We start from the raw sequence: 14,594 nt of genomic DNA on the forward strand, positions 1-14,594 counted from the left end.
ACGTAAGGGCGGATAGCAAGGTGAGCGCCCCCCTTGCAAATGGTATTCCCGCACTGCAGCAAAACGGCTAGGCCGTGCCTGTCATGACAGCCGCAGCAATCCCGGAAACTTGGCGTCCTGCGCTTGCAGAAATCCTCGCCAGCAACCGCTTGCGGACGCTCGGCGGTTTTTTGCGTGCGGAAGAGGCTGCGGGAAAACTGATCTACCCGCCTGCCGGCACGCGCCTTGCTGCGCTTGCGCTGACACCGCTGCCGCATGTCCGTGTCGTGATTCTGGGGCAGGACCCATACCACGGCCCCGGTCAGGCACACGGCCTTGCCTTTTCGGTCATGCCCGGTGTGCCGGTGCCGCCAAGCCTGCTCAACATCTTCAAGGAGCAGCAATCCGATCTCGGCCTGCCTCGCCCTTCCCACGGCTATCTCGAAAGCTGGGCAAAGGGAGGAGTCCTTCTCCTCAACACGGTGCTCACCGTCGAAGCCGGTCAGGCCGGTTCGCACCAGGGCAAGGGCTGGGAAGCGTTTACCGATGCGGCCATCCGCGCAGTCGCCCAGCGTCCGTCACCGTGCGTCTACCTCCTCTGGGGCAGCCACGCCCGCGCGAAGGCCGCGCTCATCCGCGAAACAAGCGGCGGCCCGCACCTCATTCTGGAAGCCCCGCACCCCAGCCCGCTCTCTGCCCATCGCGGCTTCCTCGGCTGCCGCCATTTCAGCCGGGCGAATGCCTTTCTCGAAGAGCAGGGTTGCGGCGCGATAGACTGGCGATTGCCGAGCTAGAGCCAGCCGATCCGCCGGAACCGCAACAGCAGTCCGCCGCAGATCGTGATGATGAGCCCCCAGACCATCGGATAGCCCCAACGCCAGTGGAGTTCGGGCAGGTAGTCGAAGTTCATCCCATAAATGCCGGCAATGGCTGTCGGCACGGCAAGAATTGCGGCCCAGGCGGCAAGCTGACGGGTGATCACGCCCTGCCGGTGCTGTTCGAGCAGCCCGGCCGTCTCCACCGCCGCCGCAAGCGTTTCCTTCAGGCTATCCATCCGCGCCATCGCCCGGCGCACATGATCGAGCACGTCGCGAAACCAGATCCGCGCCGAAGGGTCGATCACCGGCAAGTCCGCCTCGGCGAGGCGCTGGGTCAGCTCCTCCATCGGCCCGATGATCCGCTCGAACCGCCTGAGCTCGCGGCGCAGCCGGAAGATGCGGCGGATCGTGGTCGGATCGGGGAACTGGTCGATCGCTGATTCCTCGATACTGTGCGCCACGTCCTCGAACTGGTCGGCGATCGGCAGATACCCATCGACGATGAAATCGAGCACGGCGTGGAGGACATAATCCGCGCCTTCGGCGAGGTGTTCGGTATCGGCTTCCAGCGCGCGGCGCAGATCGGCATGCGCACGTGCAGACCCTATCCGCACGGTCACGATGAACTGCGCGCCAAGGAAAATCGCGGTCTGCCCGTAGGTGATCGTGTCCCCACCCCGATCCATCATCGCGGTGCGCGCGACGACGAACAGCTGCTGGCCGTAGATATCGACCTTGGGCAGCTGGCGCGGGTTGAGCGCATCCTCGATCGCCAGGGGATGAAGCCCGAACTGGCGCGCAACGCGCTCCATCTCCTCGAGCGTCGGATCGCACAGCCCGATCCAGTCGAAGCACCCGCGCGGCAACACCGCTTCGGCCAGCGGCACGCCCGTCAGTGCAAGATCGGCGGGATCCGGCTTCCCCTCGGTATAGCGGCGCGCGGCGATGATCGGCATGGCTTCCCTTCTGTCGCGCTCGCCGCCGGAGTGCAATCGCTGCATTTAATCGCGCATTGAAACATGCTGGCAATCATTCCCCTGACTGCTATCATGTATGTCAATAACTGTGGAGGATAGCATGGGTTTCGAGGACACGCGGCGCTCCGGGCAGCCGGATATCGACGTCGCGATCATCGGCGCAGGGCTTTCCGGCATCGGCATGGCCGCGCACATGCAGATGCTCTGCCCCGATCGCAGCTACGCCCTGTTCGAACGCCGCCCCCAGCTCGGCGGCACCTGGGACCTCTTCCGCTACCCCGGCGTCCGCTCTGACAGTGACATGCACACGCTGGGCTTCATCTTCGAGCCCTGGAAGCACGAGAAGTCGATCGCCGATGGCCCATCGATCCTCGACTATCTCAACCGCATCGTCGATGAGCGGGCGATCCGCCAGCATATCCGGTTCGAGACCAAGGTCGTCTCCGCAAACTGGGAAAGCGCCCACGCCTGGTGGGTGATCACCACCGAAGCCGCCGACGGCCAGCGCAGCCGCACCACCGCGCGGTTCCTCTACCTCGGCTCGGGCTATTACGACTACGACACACCCTATGATCCCGCGATCCCGGGGCGCGAGGACTTTGCCGGCACGATCATCCACCCGCAGTTCTGGCCGGAAAACATCGACTACACCGGCAAGCGCGTCGTCGTGATCGGTTCGGGCGCAACCGCCGTCACCATCGTGCCAGCGATGGCCCAGAAGGCCGCGCACGTCACCATGCTCCAGCGCACGCCGACCTGGTATGCCATCCGCCCGGCGCGCGATGCCATCGCCAACACGCTGCGCAAGTTCCTGCCCGAGAAGCTCGCCTACAAGATCACGCGCTTCAAGAACGTCACGATGCAGAACATCGTGTTCAAGCGCGCTCGCAACGAACCGCAGAAGGTCAAGGACTTCCTGACGAAGAAGCTGCAGGAAGCGCTCGGCCCCAAGTACGATCCGGCCACCTTCACCCCGCCCTATAACCCGTGGGAGCAGCGCCTGTGCCTCGTGCCCGATGGCGATCTGTTCCATGCGATGAAGGCGGGCAAGGCCGAGATCGTCACCGACCATATTGAGCGGATCGACGCCGCCGGCATCCAACTCAAGTCCGGCAAGCGGCTTGATTGTGACGTGATCGTCACCGCCACCGGCCTTGCCCTCGCCATGGCCGGCAAGATCGCGCTCGGCATGGACGGCCAGCCGGTGCGGATGAACGAGCGCTGGTACTACAAGGGCTGCATGTATTCGAACCTGCCCAACCTCGCGCAAGTCTTCGGCTACCTCAACGCCTCCTGGACCCTGCGTGCGGACATCGACTCCGACTACGTGTGCCGCCTGCTAAACCACATGAAGAAAGTGGGCGCAGACAGCGCAACCCCGGTGCTGACCGACGAAAGTGCGCTCGAAGCCGACACCCCGCTCGACCTCTCCTCGGGCTACATCCAGCGCGGCCTCGCGATCCAGCCGAAAAACGCCAAGACGATGCCGTGGCGGCTCAATCAGGACTATCTGTTCGACCGCAAGTACCTGAAGGAAAACCCCCTCGACGACGGCATCATGCGCTTTGGGAAGGCCACTGGCGCTGTGGCGGCGAAGGCTGGCGGAGTGGTCGAACCGGCGGAGTAACTTCGCCCCTACCCTTCGTCATTCCCGCGAAGGCGGGAATGAGGAGTGTTTGGGGACATTGCGCGCCGTAGGCTACGCAATCCCCTCAAAGCCCCATTGCGCGCTCATCCGTTTGCGCTATCGCTCACCCCATGACCCAAACCTCCCGCATCTGGACCGCCGCGCTCATTGTCGTGGGCGATGAGATCCTTTCCGGCCGCACGCATGACAAGAACATAGCGCAAGTCGCGACGTGGCTGGGGGTGCAGGGCATCCGCCTGCGCGAAGTGCGCGTGGTGCCCGATGACATGGCGGCGATCATTGAGGCAGTGAATGCGCTTCGGGCGCGCAACGATTACCTGTTCACCACGGGCGGCATCGGGCCGACGCATGATGACATCACGGTCGATGCCGTGGCCGAGGCGCTGGGCGTGCCGGTGGTGATCCACCCCGAGGCGGAGGCCATGCTCACCCGCTATTACGAGACGCGCGGCGGCATCAATCCGGCGCGGCTGCGCATGGCGCGGGTGCCGGAGGGCGCAGATCTCATCCCCAACCGGCTCTCGGGCGCGCCGGGGATCCAGGTCGGCAACGTGTTCCTGATGGCGGGCGTGCCGGGGATTACCGCGCAGATGCTCGACGGGCTGACGGGCACGCTCGAAGGCGGTCTGCCGCTGCTTTCCGCGACGATCGGCTGCTGGGTGGCCGAGAGCGAAGTGGCGGACTTGCTGCGCGAAACCGAGAAGACGCATGAGGGGTGCCAGATCGGCAGCTACCCCTTCTTCCGCGAAGGCAAGGTCGGCGCCAACTTCGTGATCCGTTCGACTGATCAGGCGCTGCTCGATACTTGCGCACAAGTGCTGGTCGATGGGCTGGCCGCGATTGGCCGGACTTCGGTGCCGGGGGGCATCTGACCTTCCGGCAATGACGGCTCCTCAACCTCGGTTCATGTCGAGCGAAGTCGAGACACTGGTGCGAGGTGTCTCGACTTCGCTCGACACGACCGGGAAGTGAGTGTGAAGAAGACCGTACTCCCGATCGTGTCGCTTCTCGCCGTTGCAGCCTGCACTCCAACGCTGACCCGCTTCGAGCGCACGCTTGGGAGCAATGACAGCGCAACCGCAGCGCTGGCACAGTGGTGCGCGGCACAGCGGATATCATCACCTGCGCAAATCGTGGCGGAGACCGACCGCGAGGCGAACGAGCCAGCCACCCCGGCGATCCGCGCGGCGCTGGGCGTCGGCGCCGATGAGCCGCTCGCCTTTCGCCATGTGCGGCTGCGCTGCGGCGGAGCGGTGCTTTCGGACGCGAAGAACTGGTATGTCCCCGCGCAGCTCACCCCGGCGATGAACACCGCGCTGGAAACGACGCGGACGCCCTTCGGCACGGTGGTGCGCCCGCTGGGGTTCCGCCGCGAACGGCTGACCAGCCAGCACGGGCGCGCCAAGGAATGCCCGTCGGGGACAGTACTTTCACACAAGGCCGTGCTGCGGGTGGCAAACGGGCGCGCGATCAGCCTGGTGATCGAGTGCTACACGCGGGCAAATCTGGCGAAGGAGGCTTTCTGATGCGGGTTCTTCTCACCGGCTCCTCCGGCTGGCTGGGCCGCTTCCTCGCCCCGGCGCTCCGGGCTGCGGGGCACACGGTGACAGGCCTTGATGCTGTGCCCGGGCCGGAAACGCATGTCGTCGGCACGATTGCCAGCCGCGCGGTGGTGGACCGGGCGATCGGGCTGGGGATCGACGCGGTGGTGCATGCAGCGGCGCTGCACAAGCCGGACATCGCGCGGTATCCAGTGCAGACCTTTGTCGATGTGAATGTGACGGGTACGCTCAACCTGCTCGAAGCGGCACGCGCGGCGGGCCATGACCGGTTCGTGATGACCTCGACCACCTCGCTGATGATCAGTGAGGCGATACGGCGCGAGGAAGCGCCAGAGGCGGTGTGGCTGGACGAGCAGACCGGGCCGCTGGCGCCGCGCAACATCTACGGCGTGACCAAGCTGGCGGCGGAGGGGCTGTGCCGGCTCCATGCCGCGGAACATGGGCTGGCCTGCGTGGTTCTGCGCACCTCGCGGTTTTTCCCGGAGGATGACGACACGCACAAGCGGCCATCGGGCGAGAACCTGAAGTCGATCGAACTGCTGCACCGCCGCCTGACGGTGGAGGATGCGGCGGCCGCGCATGTCATGGCGCTGGAGAAGGCACCCGATGTCGGCTTCGGGCTCTATCTGGTGAGCGCACCGCCGCCGTTTGCGCAGGCGGATGCGGCGACCTTGAAGCAGGATGCGGCGGCACTGATCCGGGAGCGTTTTCCCGATGCGGAGGCGCTGTTTGCGGCGCGGGGGTGGCAGCTGCCGCAGAGCCTTGGGCGGGTCTATGATCCCGGCCTCGCCGAGCGTGAGCTGGGTTGGCGCGCGCGCACCGATTTTGCAGCGGTGCTGGCGGCGCTGCGCGAAGGCGCGCCGCTGCCCTTCGCCCATGATCCGTCCTATACCTCGCCGCTGGCGAAGGGGCGCTAAGGCAGCCCCCTCTCCCCTGAAGGGGAGAGGGCTTTGGAAACGCAAAAGGCCGGGAAGGTTTCCCCTCCCGGCCCTTCGTATTCAAGCCATGTGGCTGGATCAGCCGCCGTGGACTTCCGCGACGTCGACCTTGAGGCCGGGGCCCATCGACGAGGACAGACCGACCTTGCGCAGGTACTTGCCCTTGGCGCCCGAGGGCTTGGCCTTCACGATGGCATCGACGAACGCATCGAAGTTGGCGCGCAGCTGCTCGTTCGAGAAGCTCATCTTGCCAATGCCGCCGTGGATGATGCCCGCCTTTTCGACGCGGAATTCGATCTGGCCAGCCTTCGCCGCCTTGACCGCATCAGCGACGTTGGGCGTGACAGTGCCGAGCTTCGGGTTCGGCATCAGGCCCTTGGGGCCCAGCACCTTGCCGAGGCGGCCGACGATGCCCATCATGTCGGGCGTCGCGATCACGCGGCCGTAGTCGAGGTTGCCGTTCTGCATGTCCTCGAGCAGGTCTTCAGCGCCGACGCGGTCAGCACCGGCGGCGAGCGCCGCTTCAGCCTTGTCGCCGCGCGCGAACACGGCAACCTTGACGTCCTTGCCGGTGCCCGAGGGCAGCGTGACCATGCCGCGGACCATCTGGTCAGCGTGGCGCGGATCGACGCCGAGGTTGAGCGCGACTTCGATGCTCTCGTCGAACTTGGTGCGCTTGAGGTCCTTGAGGAGCTGGATCGCCTCATCAACCTTGTAGAGCTTCTGGTTATCGCCCAGCTTTTCCGCGAGGGCCTTCTTGTTCTTGGTCACCTTCATCGGATCAGCCCTCCACAACCTGAAGGCCCATGGCGCGAGCCGAGCCTTCGATGATCTTGATCGCAGCGTCCATGTCGTTGGCGTTGAGATCCTTCATCTTGGTCTCGGCGACTTCGCCGAGCTGGGCGCGAGTGATCGTACCCGCAGAGATCTTGCCGGGCTCCTTCGAGCCGGACTTGAGGCCCAGCACCTTCTTGATGAGGAAGGTGGCCGGCGGAGTCTTCGTCACGAAAGTGAACGATTTGTCCGAATAGACCGTGATGATGGTGGGCAGCGGGGTGCCCTTCTCGACCTCTTGAGTCGCTGCGTTGAATTCCTTGCAGAAACCCATGATGTTGACACCGCGCTGACCGAGCGCGGGCCCGATCGGCGGCGAGGGCTTGGCTTCGCCAGCCTTCACCTGCAGTTTGATATACCCGTCAATCTTCTTGGCCACGGAGGCCTCCTTTCGTCCTGTTGGAGCCAGCTGGCCCCGCAGAGTGAGCGGTCAGACGGGCGCAAGCGCACCCTCCCGCACGGAATCAGGCCGGGGGCAGGCCCCTGCCGGAAGTGGGCGCCATTAGCGGGGAAGGGCCGCGTTGGCAATGGGGGAGGAAGGGGCTGCGCGGTTCGCAGCCCCAACCCGCATCAGACAAACAGGAAGTCTGCCAACTGGATCGACGTCGGCGCGGTTAAGATGCCGAGGTCGGCGACTTCGATAACGTCAGAGCTGTTCGTGTAGCTCGCATCGAGTGCGTGGTAGAGTACGGTGTGGTTCGCGCTGTTCGTGCCGACAATGAACACCCCCTCGCCGACACTGCCGCCTGCCGCCGCGATCAGATAGTTCTGGACATCACCGACGCCGTCGAACACGCCGCCGGTGTAGATGATCAGGTCCTTGCCGGTGATATCGGTGGCAGTGGATCCGGTGGCGAGGCGCTGATCAAACAAGGCGCCGTTGAAGTCGAACGCGCTCGCGGCGAAGCGCAGATCGTCAGCGGAAGCGAGGAAGTCGGTGATGGTGTCAGTGTAACCGTCGCGCGTTTGCCATCCGAACACGTCCGAACCCGCACCACCAGTCAGCGTATCTGCCCCCTGGCTGCCGATGATCAGGTTGTTGCCGCTGCTGCCGGTCGCATTGAGGCCATAGAAACTAGCGCTCCAGTCAAGGTTCTCGAAGTTCTTGACCGTCGCCGTGTCCCCGATGCTCTGGTCTGCCACTTGGGACAGATCAATCTGGTCAACGACGCCTTCGCTGTAGGTATAGACCAGCGTGTCGCTGTCAGCCCCGCCGTCGAGTGTCGTGCTGTAAAAGCGGTAGCCATAGTCGATCCGGTCGTTGCCGGCATCGCCAAAGGCCTGCGTAGCATCGGACCAATAGCTCTCGTTGGCTGATTTCAGCGTGTCATTGCCGCCATTGCCGTGAATAACGCTCGCATAGTTGACACCGATGATCGTCTCGTTGCCGCCAGCTCCGTTAACGGCAACGGTATCGAGAAGATCCATGTAGTTCCAGCTGGCTGTCGACAGATTGACCGTCGTGCCTGACGCCACGTTAAAGATGAATGCCTCGGCAGTTGTGCCGTAGTAGCCCCCGTTGGCATAGAAGGTGCCAATCCCGGCCGCCTGCGCACCGGTGAGGGTGATAGTCATGCCCTGTTCGAGATAGTTGCCCTGCGCATCCTGCGCATTGGCATTGAGGGTTTCGATGTTCTGCACCGTACCGACGCTGAAGTCCGTCGTCCCGCGGACGAAGAGCTGGTCATAATCGCCTTGCCCGTTGATCATCTCGCCCGCGACGAAATCGCCGGAATTGATGTAGAAATTGTCCTGCCCGATGCCACCGAGCATCGTGTCGGCTCCGCCGTTGCCGATGATCTCCGCACCGGCAGCCCCAGCGGTGAGCGTATCGGCAGCACTGCCGCCATAGATGTTGCTGCGAACATCGGCACGGCCGCTCACAGTCACTGCAGCAGTCGCACCGGATGCATCGACATGCTCGAACCCGCTGACCGAGACCGTATCGCCGCTGGTCTGGTCGGCATTGTTGAGGAACATCGTGACCGCGCTGAACACCTTCAGCGTATCGGTATCCGCCCCGCCCTTGATGCTGCTGGCGGTGCTGCGATACGTGATCAGGTCATCGCCGGCCCGGCCGTCGATGGCATCGAGCCCCGCACCGCCATCGATGATATCGCCCACCGAGCTGCCGAGGATCGTGTTCGCCGCACTGCTGCCGGTGGCGGTAAGGCCATAGAAGCTGGTGCTCCAGTCAAGGTTCTCGAAGTTCTTGGCCGTGACGGAATCGCCGATGGTCTGGTCCGTCGCCGAAGTGAGGTCGATCAGATCGGCGTTGCCGGCGGCGTAGCTGTAAACCAGCGTGTCACTATCCGCCCCGCCATCAAGCGTGACGGTGATGAACGGGTAGCCATAATCGATGCGATCGTTGCCGGAATCGCCGAACACTTGCGTGCCATCCGCCCAGTAGCCGGAGGACGGCGCTGTCTTGATCGTGTCGTTGCCGCCGTTGCCGTGGATGACACTGACGAAGGTCGGCCCGGTAATCGTCTCGTTCCCGGCTGCGCCGTTGATGGCGAAGGTATCGGTTGCGTCGAATTGGTAAAAGGTAATCCCTGAAAGATCGACGGTCGTACCCGATGCCACGTTGACGATGAATGTTTCGGTCGTACCGTTATAGAAGCCGTTCGCGTAGATGTACTGGAACCCGGCCGCCTGCGCGCCGGTGAGCGTCACTGTCACCCCCTGATTGAGCAGATTGCCGTTGGCGTCGGCCGCAATGGCAAGAAGCGTTTCGACGTTCGAGATCGTGCCGCCTGAAAGGTTCATCGTCGCGCGGACAAACAACTGGTCGTAATCGCCGCTGCCCGCCCCGTTGATCGATTCGCCAGCGGCAAAATCACCGGCATTCAGGTAGAAGTAGTCGGACCCAGCCCCACCGACCAGCGTGTCAGCCCCGCCATTGCCGGTGATATCCGCGCCGAAAGCTCCCGCGGTCAACGTGTCCGCCCCGCTGCCGCCGATCAGCACGCTGCGCAGATCGTTGCGCCCGATCGCCGTGAACGACACCGCCGATGCAGAACCATCGACGTTCTCGAACCCGCTGACCACAGCGGTATCACCGCTCGACTGATCACCGTTGTTGAGGTTGATCGTCGCCGCGCCAACAACCCGCAGGGTATCGGTATCAGCACCGCCGCCAATGGTGCTGGCCGTGCCGCGATAGGTGATGGTGTCGTTCTGGTTACCGCCTGTTACCACATCGGCACCGGCACCGCCGTCGATCCAGTCACTGCCATCGCCGCCCGCGATCGTATCCGCGCCGGAACCGCCGATCAGGCGGTTGTCGTAAGAGTCACCCGTCAGGCTCACTCCGGCTACCAGCGCCGAGGCATCGACGTTCTGGAATCCCGAGACAGCGACGGTGTCGCCCGATGTCTGGTCGGCATTGCCCAGATTGACCGTAGCGGCAGCCGCCAGAACCAGCGTATCGTTCTGCACCGCATTGTAGGTAAAGCCCTCGTAGTAGGCATTCACCTCGACCTCGGTGCCGCGATATGTGATCGTATCCGCGCCATCGTTGCCGAAGACACTGTCGGCACCGCCATTGCCATCGAGCACGTCGTTGGAATACGACCCGTTGATCACGTTGGCGCCGCTGCTGCCCTTTACGATGCCCCCGGTGAAGCCGGAACTGCTGTAGCCGGTGTTGGGATCGTAGGCCTGCAACAGGTTGACGTTTTCGAAGCCGGTCGTGTTGGCGGTGTCGCCAAGGCTCTGATCCACCTGGCTGAGATCGAAGCTGCCGCCGGAAACCGAAACGAGCGTGTCGGTGTCGGCTCCGCCTGCCACTACGGCATCGCCCGCATGCCACACGATGCTATCGTTGCCCGCGCCGCCGTTAGAGGTGTTGGAACCACCAAAGGCTTCGATGAAATCGTTGCCGCCGTTGCCGTTGATCGTATCGTTGCCGCTGCCGCCAAAGAGGCTGTCATCCTGCGCGTTGCCACTCGCGGTCTGCCCGCCAGCGCCAAGATTGAGATAGTAGCGGTTTGTCGCAGTCTGGCCGTTGATCGTCAGGCCCGCCGTATCGTTGGCCACGAAGTAGATCGTGTAGCCGCCACCCGTGATCGTATCGACAAAGTTGACGACCTCGAACCCGGTGACCGCCGCGCTCATCACGACCGAACTACCGTAGTAGTTATCGATCTCGATGGTATCGGTACCCGTGCCGCCCGAAAGCGATGACGGCGCATTGAAGAAACCGCTGAGCACCTTGAGCGTATCGTTGCCCGCGCCGAGCGTGCCGCTGAGCTTGCCTGCAGCCGGACCGGCGTAGACGCCGAAGCCGGAATCATAGGCGCTCAGGAACAACGTATCGTTGCCATCGCCAAGATTGACCTGCACCGCACTGTCCGCGTTCGCCACGCGCGTGATATTGAGCGTATCGACGCCCGTGCCCGCAGTGATCGAAATGCTCGTGCCCTGCGCGGTGCTGATGATGTCGTCGTCGAGCAGGATCGTATGGTCGGCGTTGTCGGTCGTCACCGCCTCGATCTGCTGAATGTTGATGCCCGCAAGATCGATCGTGCCGGCACCCGTGATCGCCAGCGTATCGATCACCGCGCCTGTCCCACCGTTCACCGTATCGCCTGCGTCGAGCGCGGAGGCGGCAAACCGGAAGGTATCTGCGCCCGAGCCGCCGAACAGGGTATCGTTGCCGGTGCCGGCCGTCAGATCGAGCCGGTTGGTCGCGGTGACGACATCGCCGCCGTTGATGAGGTCGTTGCCGCTTCCGCCGATGACCGCCACTGTCGTTGCCGTGGCGGAGGAAACCATTGCATCGGTGAGGTTGAAGGTGTTGGTCCCGCCTGCCAGCTGGACCGTTTCGATCCCGGAGACATTCGTCAGCGCGGATGCGGCGATCGTCCCTGCCGAGGTCAGCAGCAGCGTATCGGTCCCGGTGCCGCCCTGCACGGTGTCGCCCGCCAGATCGGCTGCGGCAAAGCGGAATGAATCCGCGCCGGTGCCGCCCTTGAGCACATCGAGGCCCGCACCCGAGCGCAAGTCGACCGCGTTTGCGCCGGTGACGGCCGAAGCGTCGATGGTGTCATCACCGTTACCGCCGGTGACGATGATCTTCGCGCCCGTGACCCCGGTAAAGTTGCCGTTGACCAGCGTCAGGCCGTTGGTACCTGCCGCAAGATTGATCGTTTCAACGCCGCTGAGGTTTGCCAGGGCGTTTGACGCGAGCACGCCAGCAGTGGTGAGGACAAGGAAGTCGCCGCCAAGGCCGCCAATGATCGTATCGCCGGCAAGATCCGCCGAAGCAAACGTGAACAGATCGGCCCCTGCGCCGCCCTTCAGCACGTCGACCCCTGCGCCCGAGCGGATATCCACCGCGTTCGTGCCGGTCAGGCCGGAAGCATCGATCGTATCGTTGCCGCTGTTGCCGAAAACGGTGATCCTGGTGCCCGATGCCACCCCGGTGAAGTTGCCATCGACCATGGTCAGGCCGTTGGTGCCTGCCACCAGCTGGATGATCTCGACCCCGGTCATGTTCGCGAGCGCGGTAGCGCCCAGCGCGCCGGCCGTGCTCAACGCCAGGAAATCGGTGCCAAGGCCGCCACTGATCGTATCACCTGCCAGTTCGTTCGCGGAAAAGCGGAACGCATCCGATCCTGCGCCGCCCTTAAGCACATCGACGCCGAGGCCGGCCCTGATATCGACGGCATTCGCGCCGGTGAGGGCCGAGCCGTCGATCGTGTCGTTGCCGGTACCTGCCTTTATGCTAATCTTCGCGCTGGCAACACCTGAAAAATTGCTGTTGACAAGCGTAATTGCATTAGTGCCGTTGGCCAAAAGAATGCTTTCGACTGCAGTCAAACCTGCCAGCGCATTGGCGCTAAGCACGCCTGCCGTGGTAAGCAGCAATGCGTCCGCGCCCCCATTGCCAGTCACTGTGTCAAGCGCGTCGAGGTTCGCGGCCGCGAATTGAAGCAGATCGCCCCCTGCGCCCCCTTTCACGATATCCGCACCCGCGCCGGATCGAAGATCTGCCGAATTGGCGCTGGAGAGGCTCGACGCATCTAGCGTGTCGCTACCGGTGTTACCGTTAACGATAAGACGCCCGCTTGCCACCCCGACGAAGTTCGCATCCAACAATGAAAGGCCGTTCGTGCCCGCAGCAAGATTGATCGATTCGACGCCATTCATGTTCGCGAGTGCGTTCGCAGCAAGCACACCGGCGGTGGACAGGATCAGGATGTCGTTGCCAAGACCGCCGGCGATGGTATCACCAGCAAGGTCCGCAGCAACAAAGTTAAAGAGATCATTGGCCCCGCTGCCCTTTAACACATCACTACCAGCGCCTGCTGTAAAATTGACTCCGGTCGCTCCGGTAAGGCCGGACGCGTCAAGCGTATCATTACTGCTATTGCCGTTTACGGTGATCCTCCCAGCGGCAAGACCGGTCGCGTTGGCATTGGCCAGGGTCAGGCTGTTGGCGCCCGCTGCGAGGTTGATGACCTCTACACCGCTAATGTTCGCGAGTGCGCTAGCGCTCAGCACACCGGCAGTAGTAACAACGAGATAATCGGTGCCAGCACCACCGATGACCATATCGCCGGAAAGTTCGGCGGCAGTAAAGTAGAAGAAATCACTCCCGGCACCGCCCCGGAGCGAATCAAGCCCTGCACCGGCACGGAAATCGACTACGTTTGCACCGGTAAGACTGGAAGCATCGAACGTGTCGTTGCCACTCGTGCCAAATACCGTGATCTTGGTGGCAGTCACGCTGACATAGTTGGCATCGATCAGCTTCAGGGAGTTACTGCCGGCGGTAAGCTGGACGACTTCAACACCGCTCATGTTGGCGAGCGCGGTTGCGCCGAGCGCGCCGGCGGTGGTCAGGACCAGGAAGTCGGTGCCAAGACCGCCGATGATGGTGTCACCCGCGAGGTCTGCTGCGGCGAAGCGGAACGAGTCTCCGCCCGCGCCGCCCTTCAGCGTGTCCAGCCCGGCTCCCGAGCGGATATCGACCGCATTGACGCCGGTCAGTCCCGAAGCGTCGACCGTGTCGTCGCCAGCGCCGCCGGTAACGATGATCTTTGACCCGGCCACCCCGGTCAGATTGCTGTTGAGCAAGGTGATGCTGTTGCCGCCCGCAGCGAACAGGATCGAAGGAATTCCAGTAACACCGGCCAGTGCGTCAATTGCCAGAGCGCCCGCAGTAGTCAATTGCAGGACGTCGGCCCCGCCGCCGCCTGTCAACGTATCGAGCGAATTGAGATCCGCTGCTGCGAATTGAAAAGTATCGGCTACCGCGGTTCCGGAGAACACATTATTGGTTGCCGCCTGACCAATGAAAATTGCCATGCCCCAGATCACCTTTTTTTGAAAATGTAATTGGGCCTTCTTGGCCGAATCCCCTACGCGTTAGGATGCATATACGTAGACTTACGGTCAACCATGATTATGCACCCCCGGTACAATTTCGGGAATCACTCCATTCTGGGTTGACATTTATGTAAGTGAGGCGGAAGGCGGCTGATATGTTGGTCTGATCAATCTGCTCAGCTTTCATTATCTTCAGCGCACATTTCCTCTGCCAGCCTTGGCATCGATATTGTGGTCAGCGCTGTGAATGCATAACTTTGCCACCAGCGGCTTCGAACAATTCTGTATAAGTCACCGGAGCGAGTACCCGTAGCCAAACTTGATCACACCGCTTTCGGCCCATTTGTTAACCAATCAGGTTATCCATCCGATCGCGCAGAAATCGCGGCCAAAGCGGCCGCGCCGGGTTTCCGGAAGGGAACCAGCCGCGGCTGGCATGGGTATCAGACAGTAAACGCCTGAATTTTGCCGTCCGGTTGCCACGAAGGCGTGGTTTATGC

At 63.0% G+C, this 14,594-nt stretch carries 9 protein-coding genes; 5 read left to right on the forward strand and 4 right to left on the reverse strand.

Translation table 11 applies throughout. The features are described 5' to 3' along the window. Window positions 1-83: 83 nt before the first annotated feature. A complete protein-coding gene (ung, locus tag Q0071_RS10670) occupies window positions 84-773 on the forward strand; it encodes a uracil-DNA glycosylase (protein ID WP_298168664.1) in 690 nt (229 codons plus the stop codon). Here the strand turns inward: ung and Q0071_RS10675 are convergent. After that, window positions 770-1,753 (reverse strand): magnesium and cobalt transport protein CorA, encoded by a 984-nt coding sequence (locus Q0071_RS10675; protein WP_298168666.1) that lies wholly within the window; start codon window positions 1,751-1,753, stop codon window positions 770-772. The genes ung and Q0071_RS10675 overlap by 4 nt on opposite strands. 121 nt (window positions 1,754-1,874) lie before the next feature. Between Q0071_RS10675 and Q0071_RS10680 the strand changes: the two genes are divergently transcribed. The 4 genes from Q0071_RS10680 (at window position 1,875) to Q0071_RS10695 (ending at window position 5,901) form a co-directional block, all read left to right on the forward strand. Further along, window positions 1,875-3,401 (forward strand): NAD(P)/FAD-dependent oxidoreductase, encoded by a 1,527-nt coding sequence (locus tag Q0071_RS10680; protein WP_298168669.1) that lies wholly within the window; start codon window positions 1,875-1,877, stop codon window positions 3,399-3,401. Window positions 3,402-3,532: 131 nt separating this feature from the next. Continuing rightward, window positions 3,533-4,294, forward strand: coding sequence for a molybdopterin-binding protein (locus Q0071_RS10685; RefSeq protein WP_298168672.1), 762 nt, complete (start codon window positions 3,533-3,535; stop codon window positions 4,292-4,294). Window positions 4,295-4,396: 102 nt separating this feature from the next. After that, window positions 4,397-4,948, forward strand: a complete 552-nt coding sequence (locus Q0071_RS10690; protein WP_298168676.1) for a hypothetical protein — start codon at window positions 4,397-4,399, stop codon at window positions 4,946-4,948. Next, the gene (locus Q0071_RS10695) at window positions 4,948-5,901 is read left to right on the forward strand and encodes an NAD(P)-dependent oxidoreductase (RefSeq protein ID WP_298168679.1); all 954 of its coding nucleotides are present in this window, start codon (window positions 4,948-4,950) and stop codon (window positions 5,899-5,901) included. Before Q0071_RS10690 ends, Q0071_RS10695 begins: the two co-directional genes overlap by 1 nt. 99 nt (window positions 5,902-6,000) lie before the next feature. On the opposite strand, the gene rplA is transcribed toward Q0071_RS10695, so the two are convergent. The 3 genes from rplA to Q0071_RS10710 form a co-directional block, all read right to left on the reverse strand. Then, complete coding sequence (rplA, locus tag Q0071_RS10700; RefSeq protein WP_298168682.1) at window positions 6,001-6,699, reverse strand: 50S ribosomal protein L1; 699 nt, start codon at window positions 6,697-6,699, stop codon at window positions 6,001-6,003. A 4-nt stretch (window positions 6,700-6,703) separates the two neighbouring features. Next, window positions 6,704-7,135: a 50S ribosomal protein L11 gene (rplK, locus tag Q0071_RS10705; protein WP_298168684.1), complete on the reverse strand. Its 432-nt coding sequence runs from the start codon at window positions 7,133-7,135 to the stop codon at window positions 6,704-6,706. Window positions 7,136-7,326: 191 nt separating this feature from the next. Next, window positions 7,327-14,073 carry a calcium-binding protein gene (locus Q0071_RS10710; protein ID WP_298168686.1) on the reverse strand — a complete coding sequence of 2,249 codons (6,747 nt, stop codon included), beginning with the start codon at window positions 14,071-14,073 and terminating at the stop codon, window positions 7,327-7,329. Window positions 14,074-14,594: the final 521 nt, after the last annotated feature.

It is taken from the genome of Novosphingobium sp., assembly GCF_027486195.1.
Lineage (GTDB): Bacteria > Pseudomonadota > Alphaproteobacteria > Sphingomonadales > Sphingomonadaceae > Novosphingobium.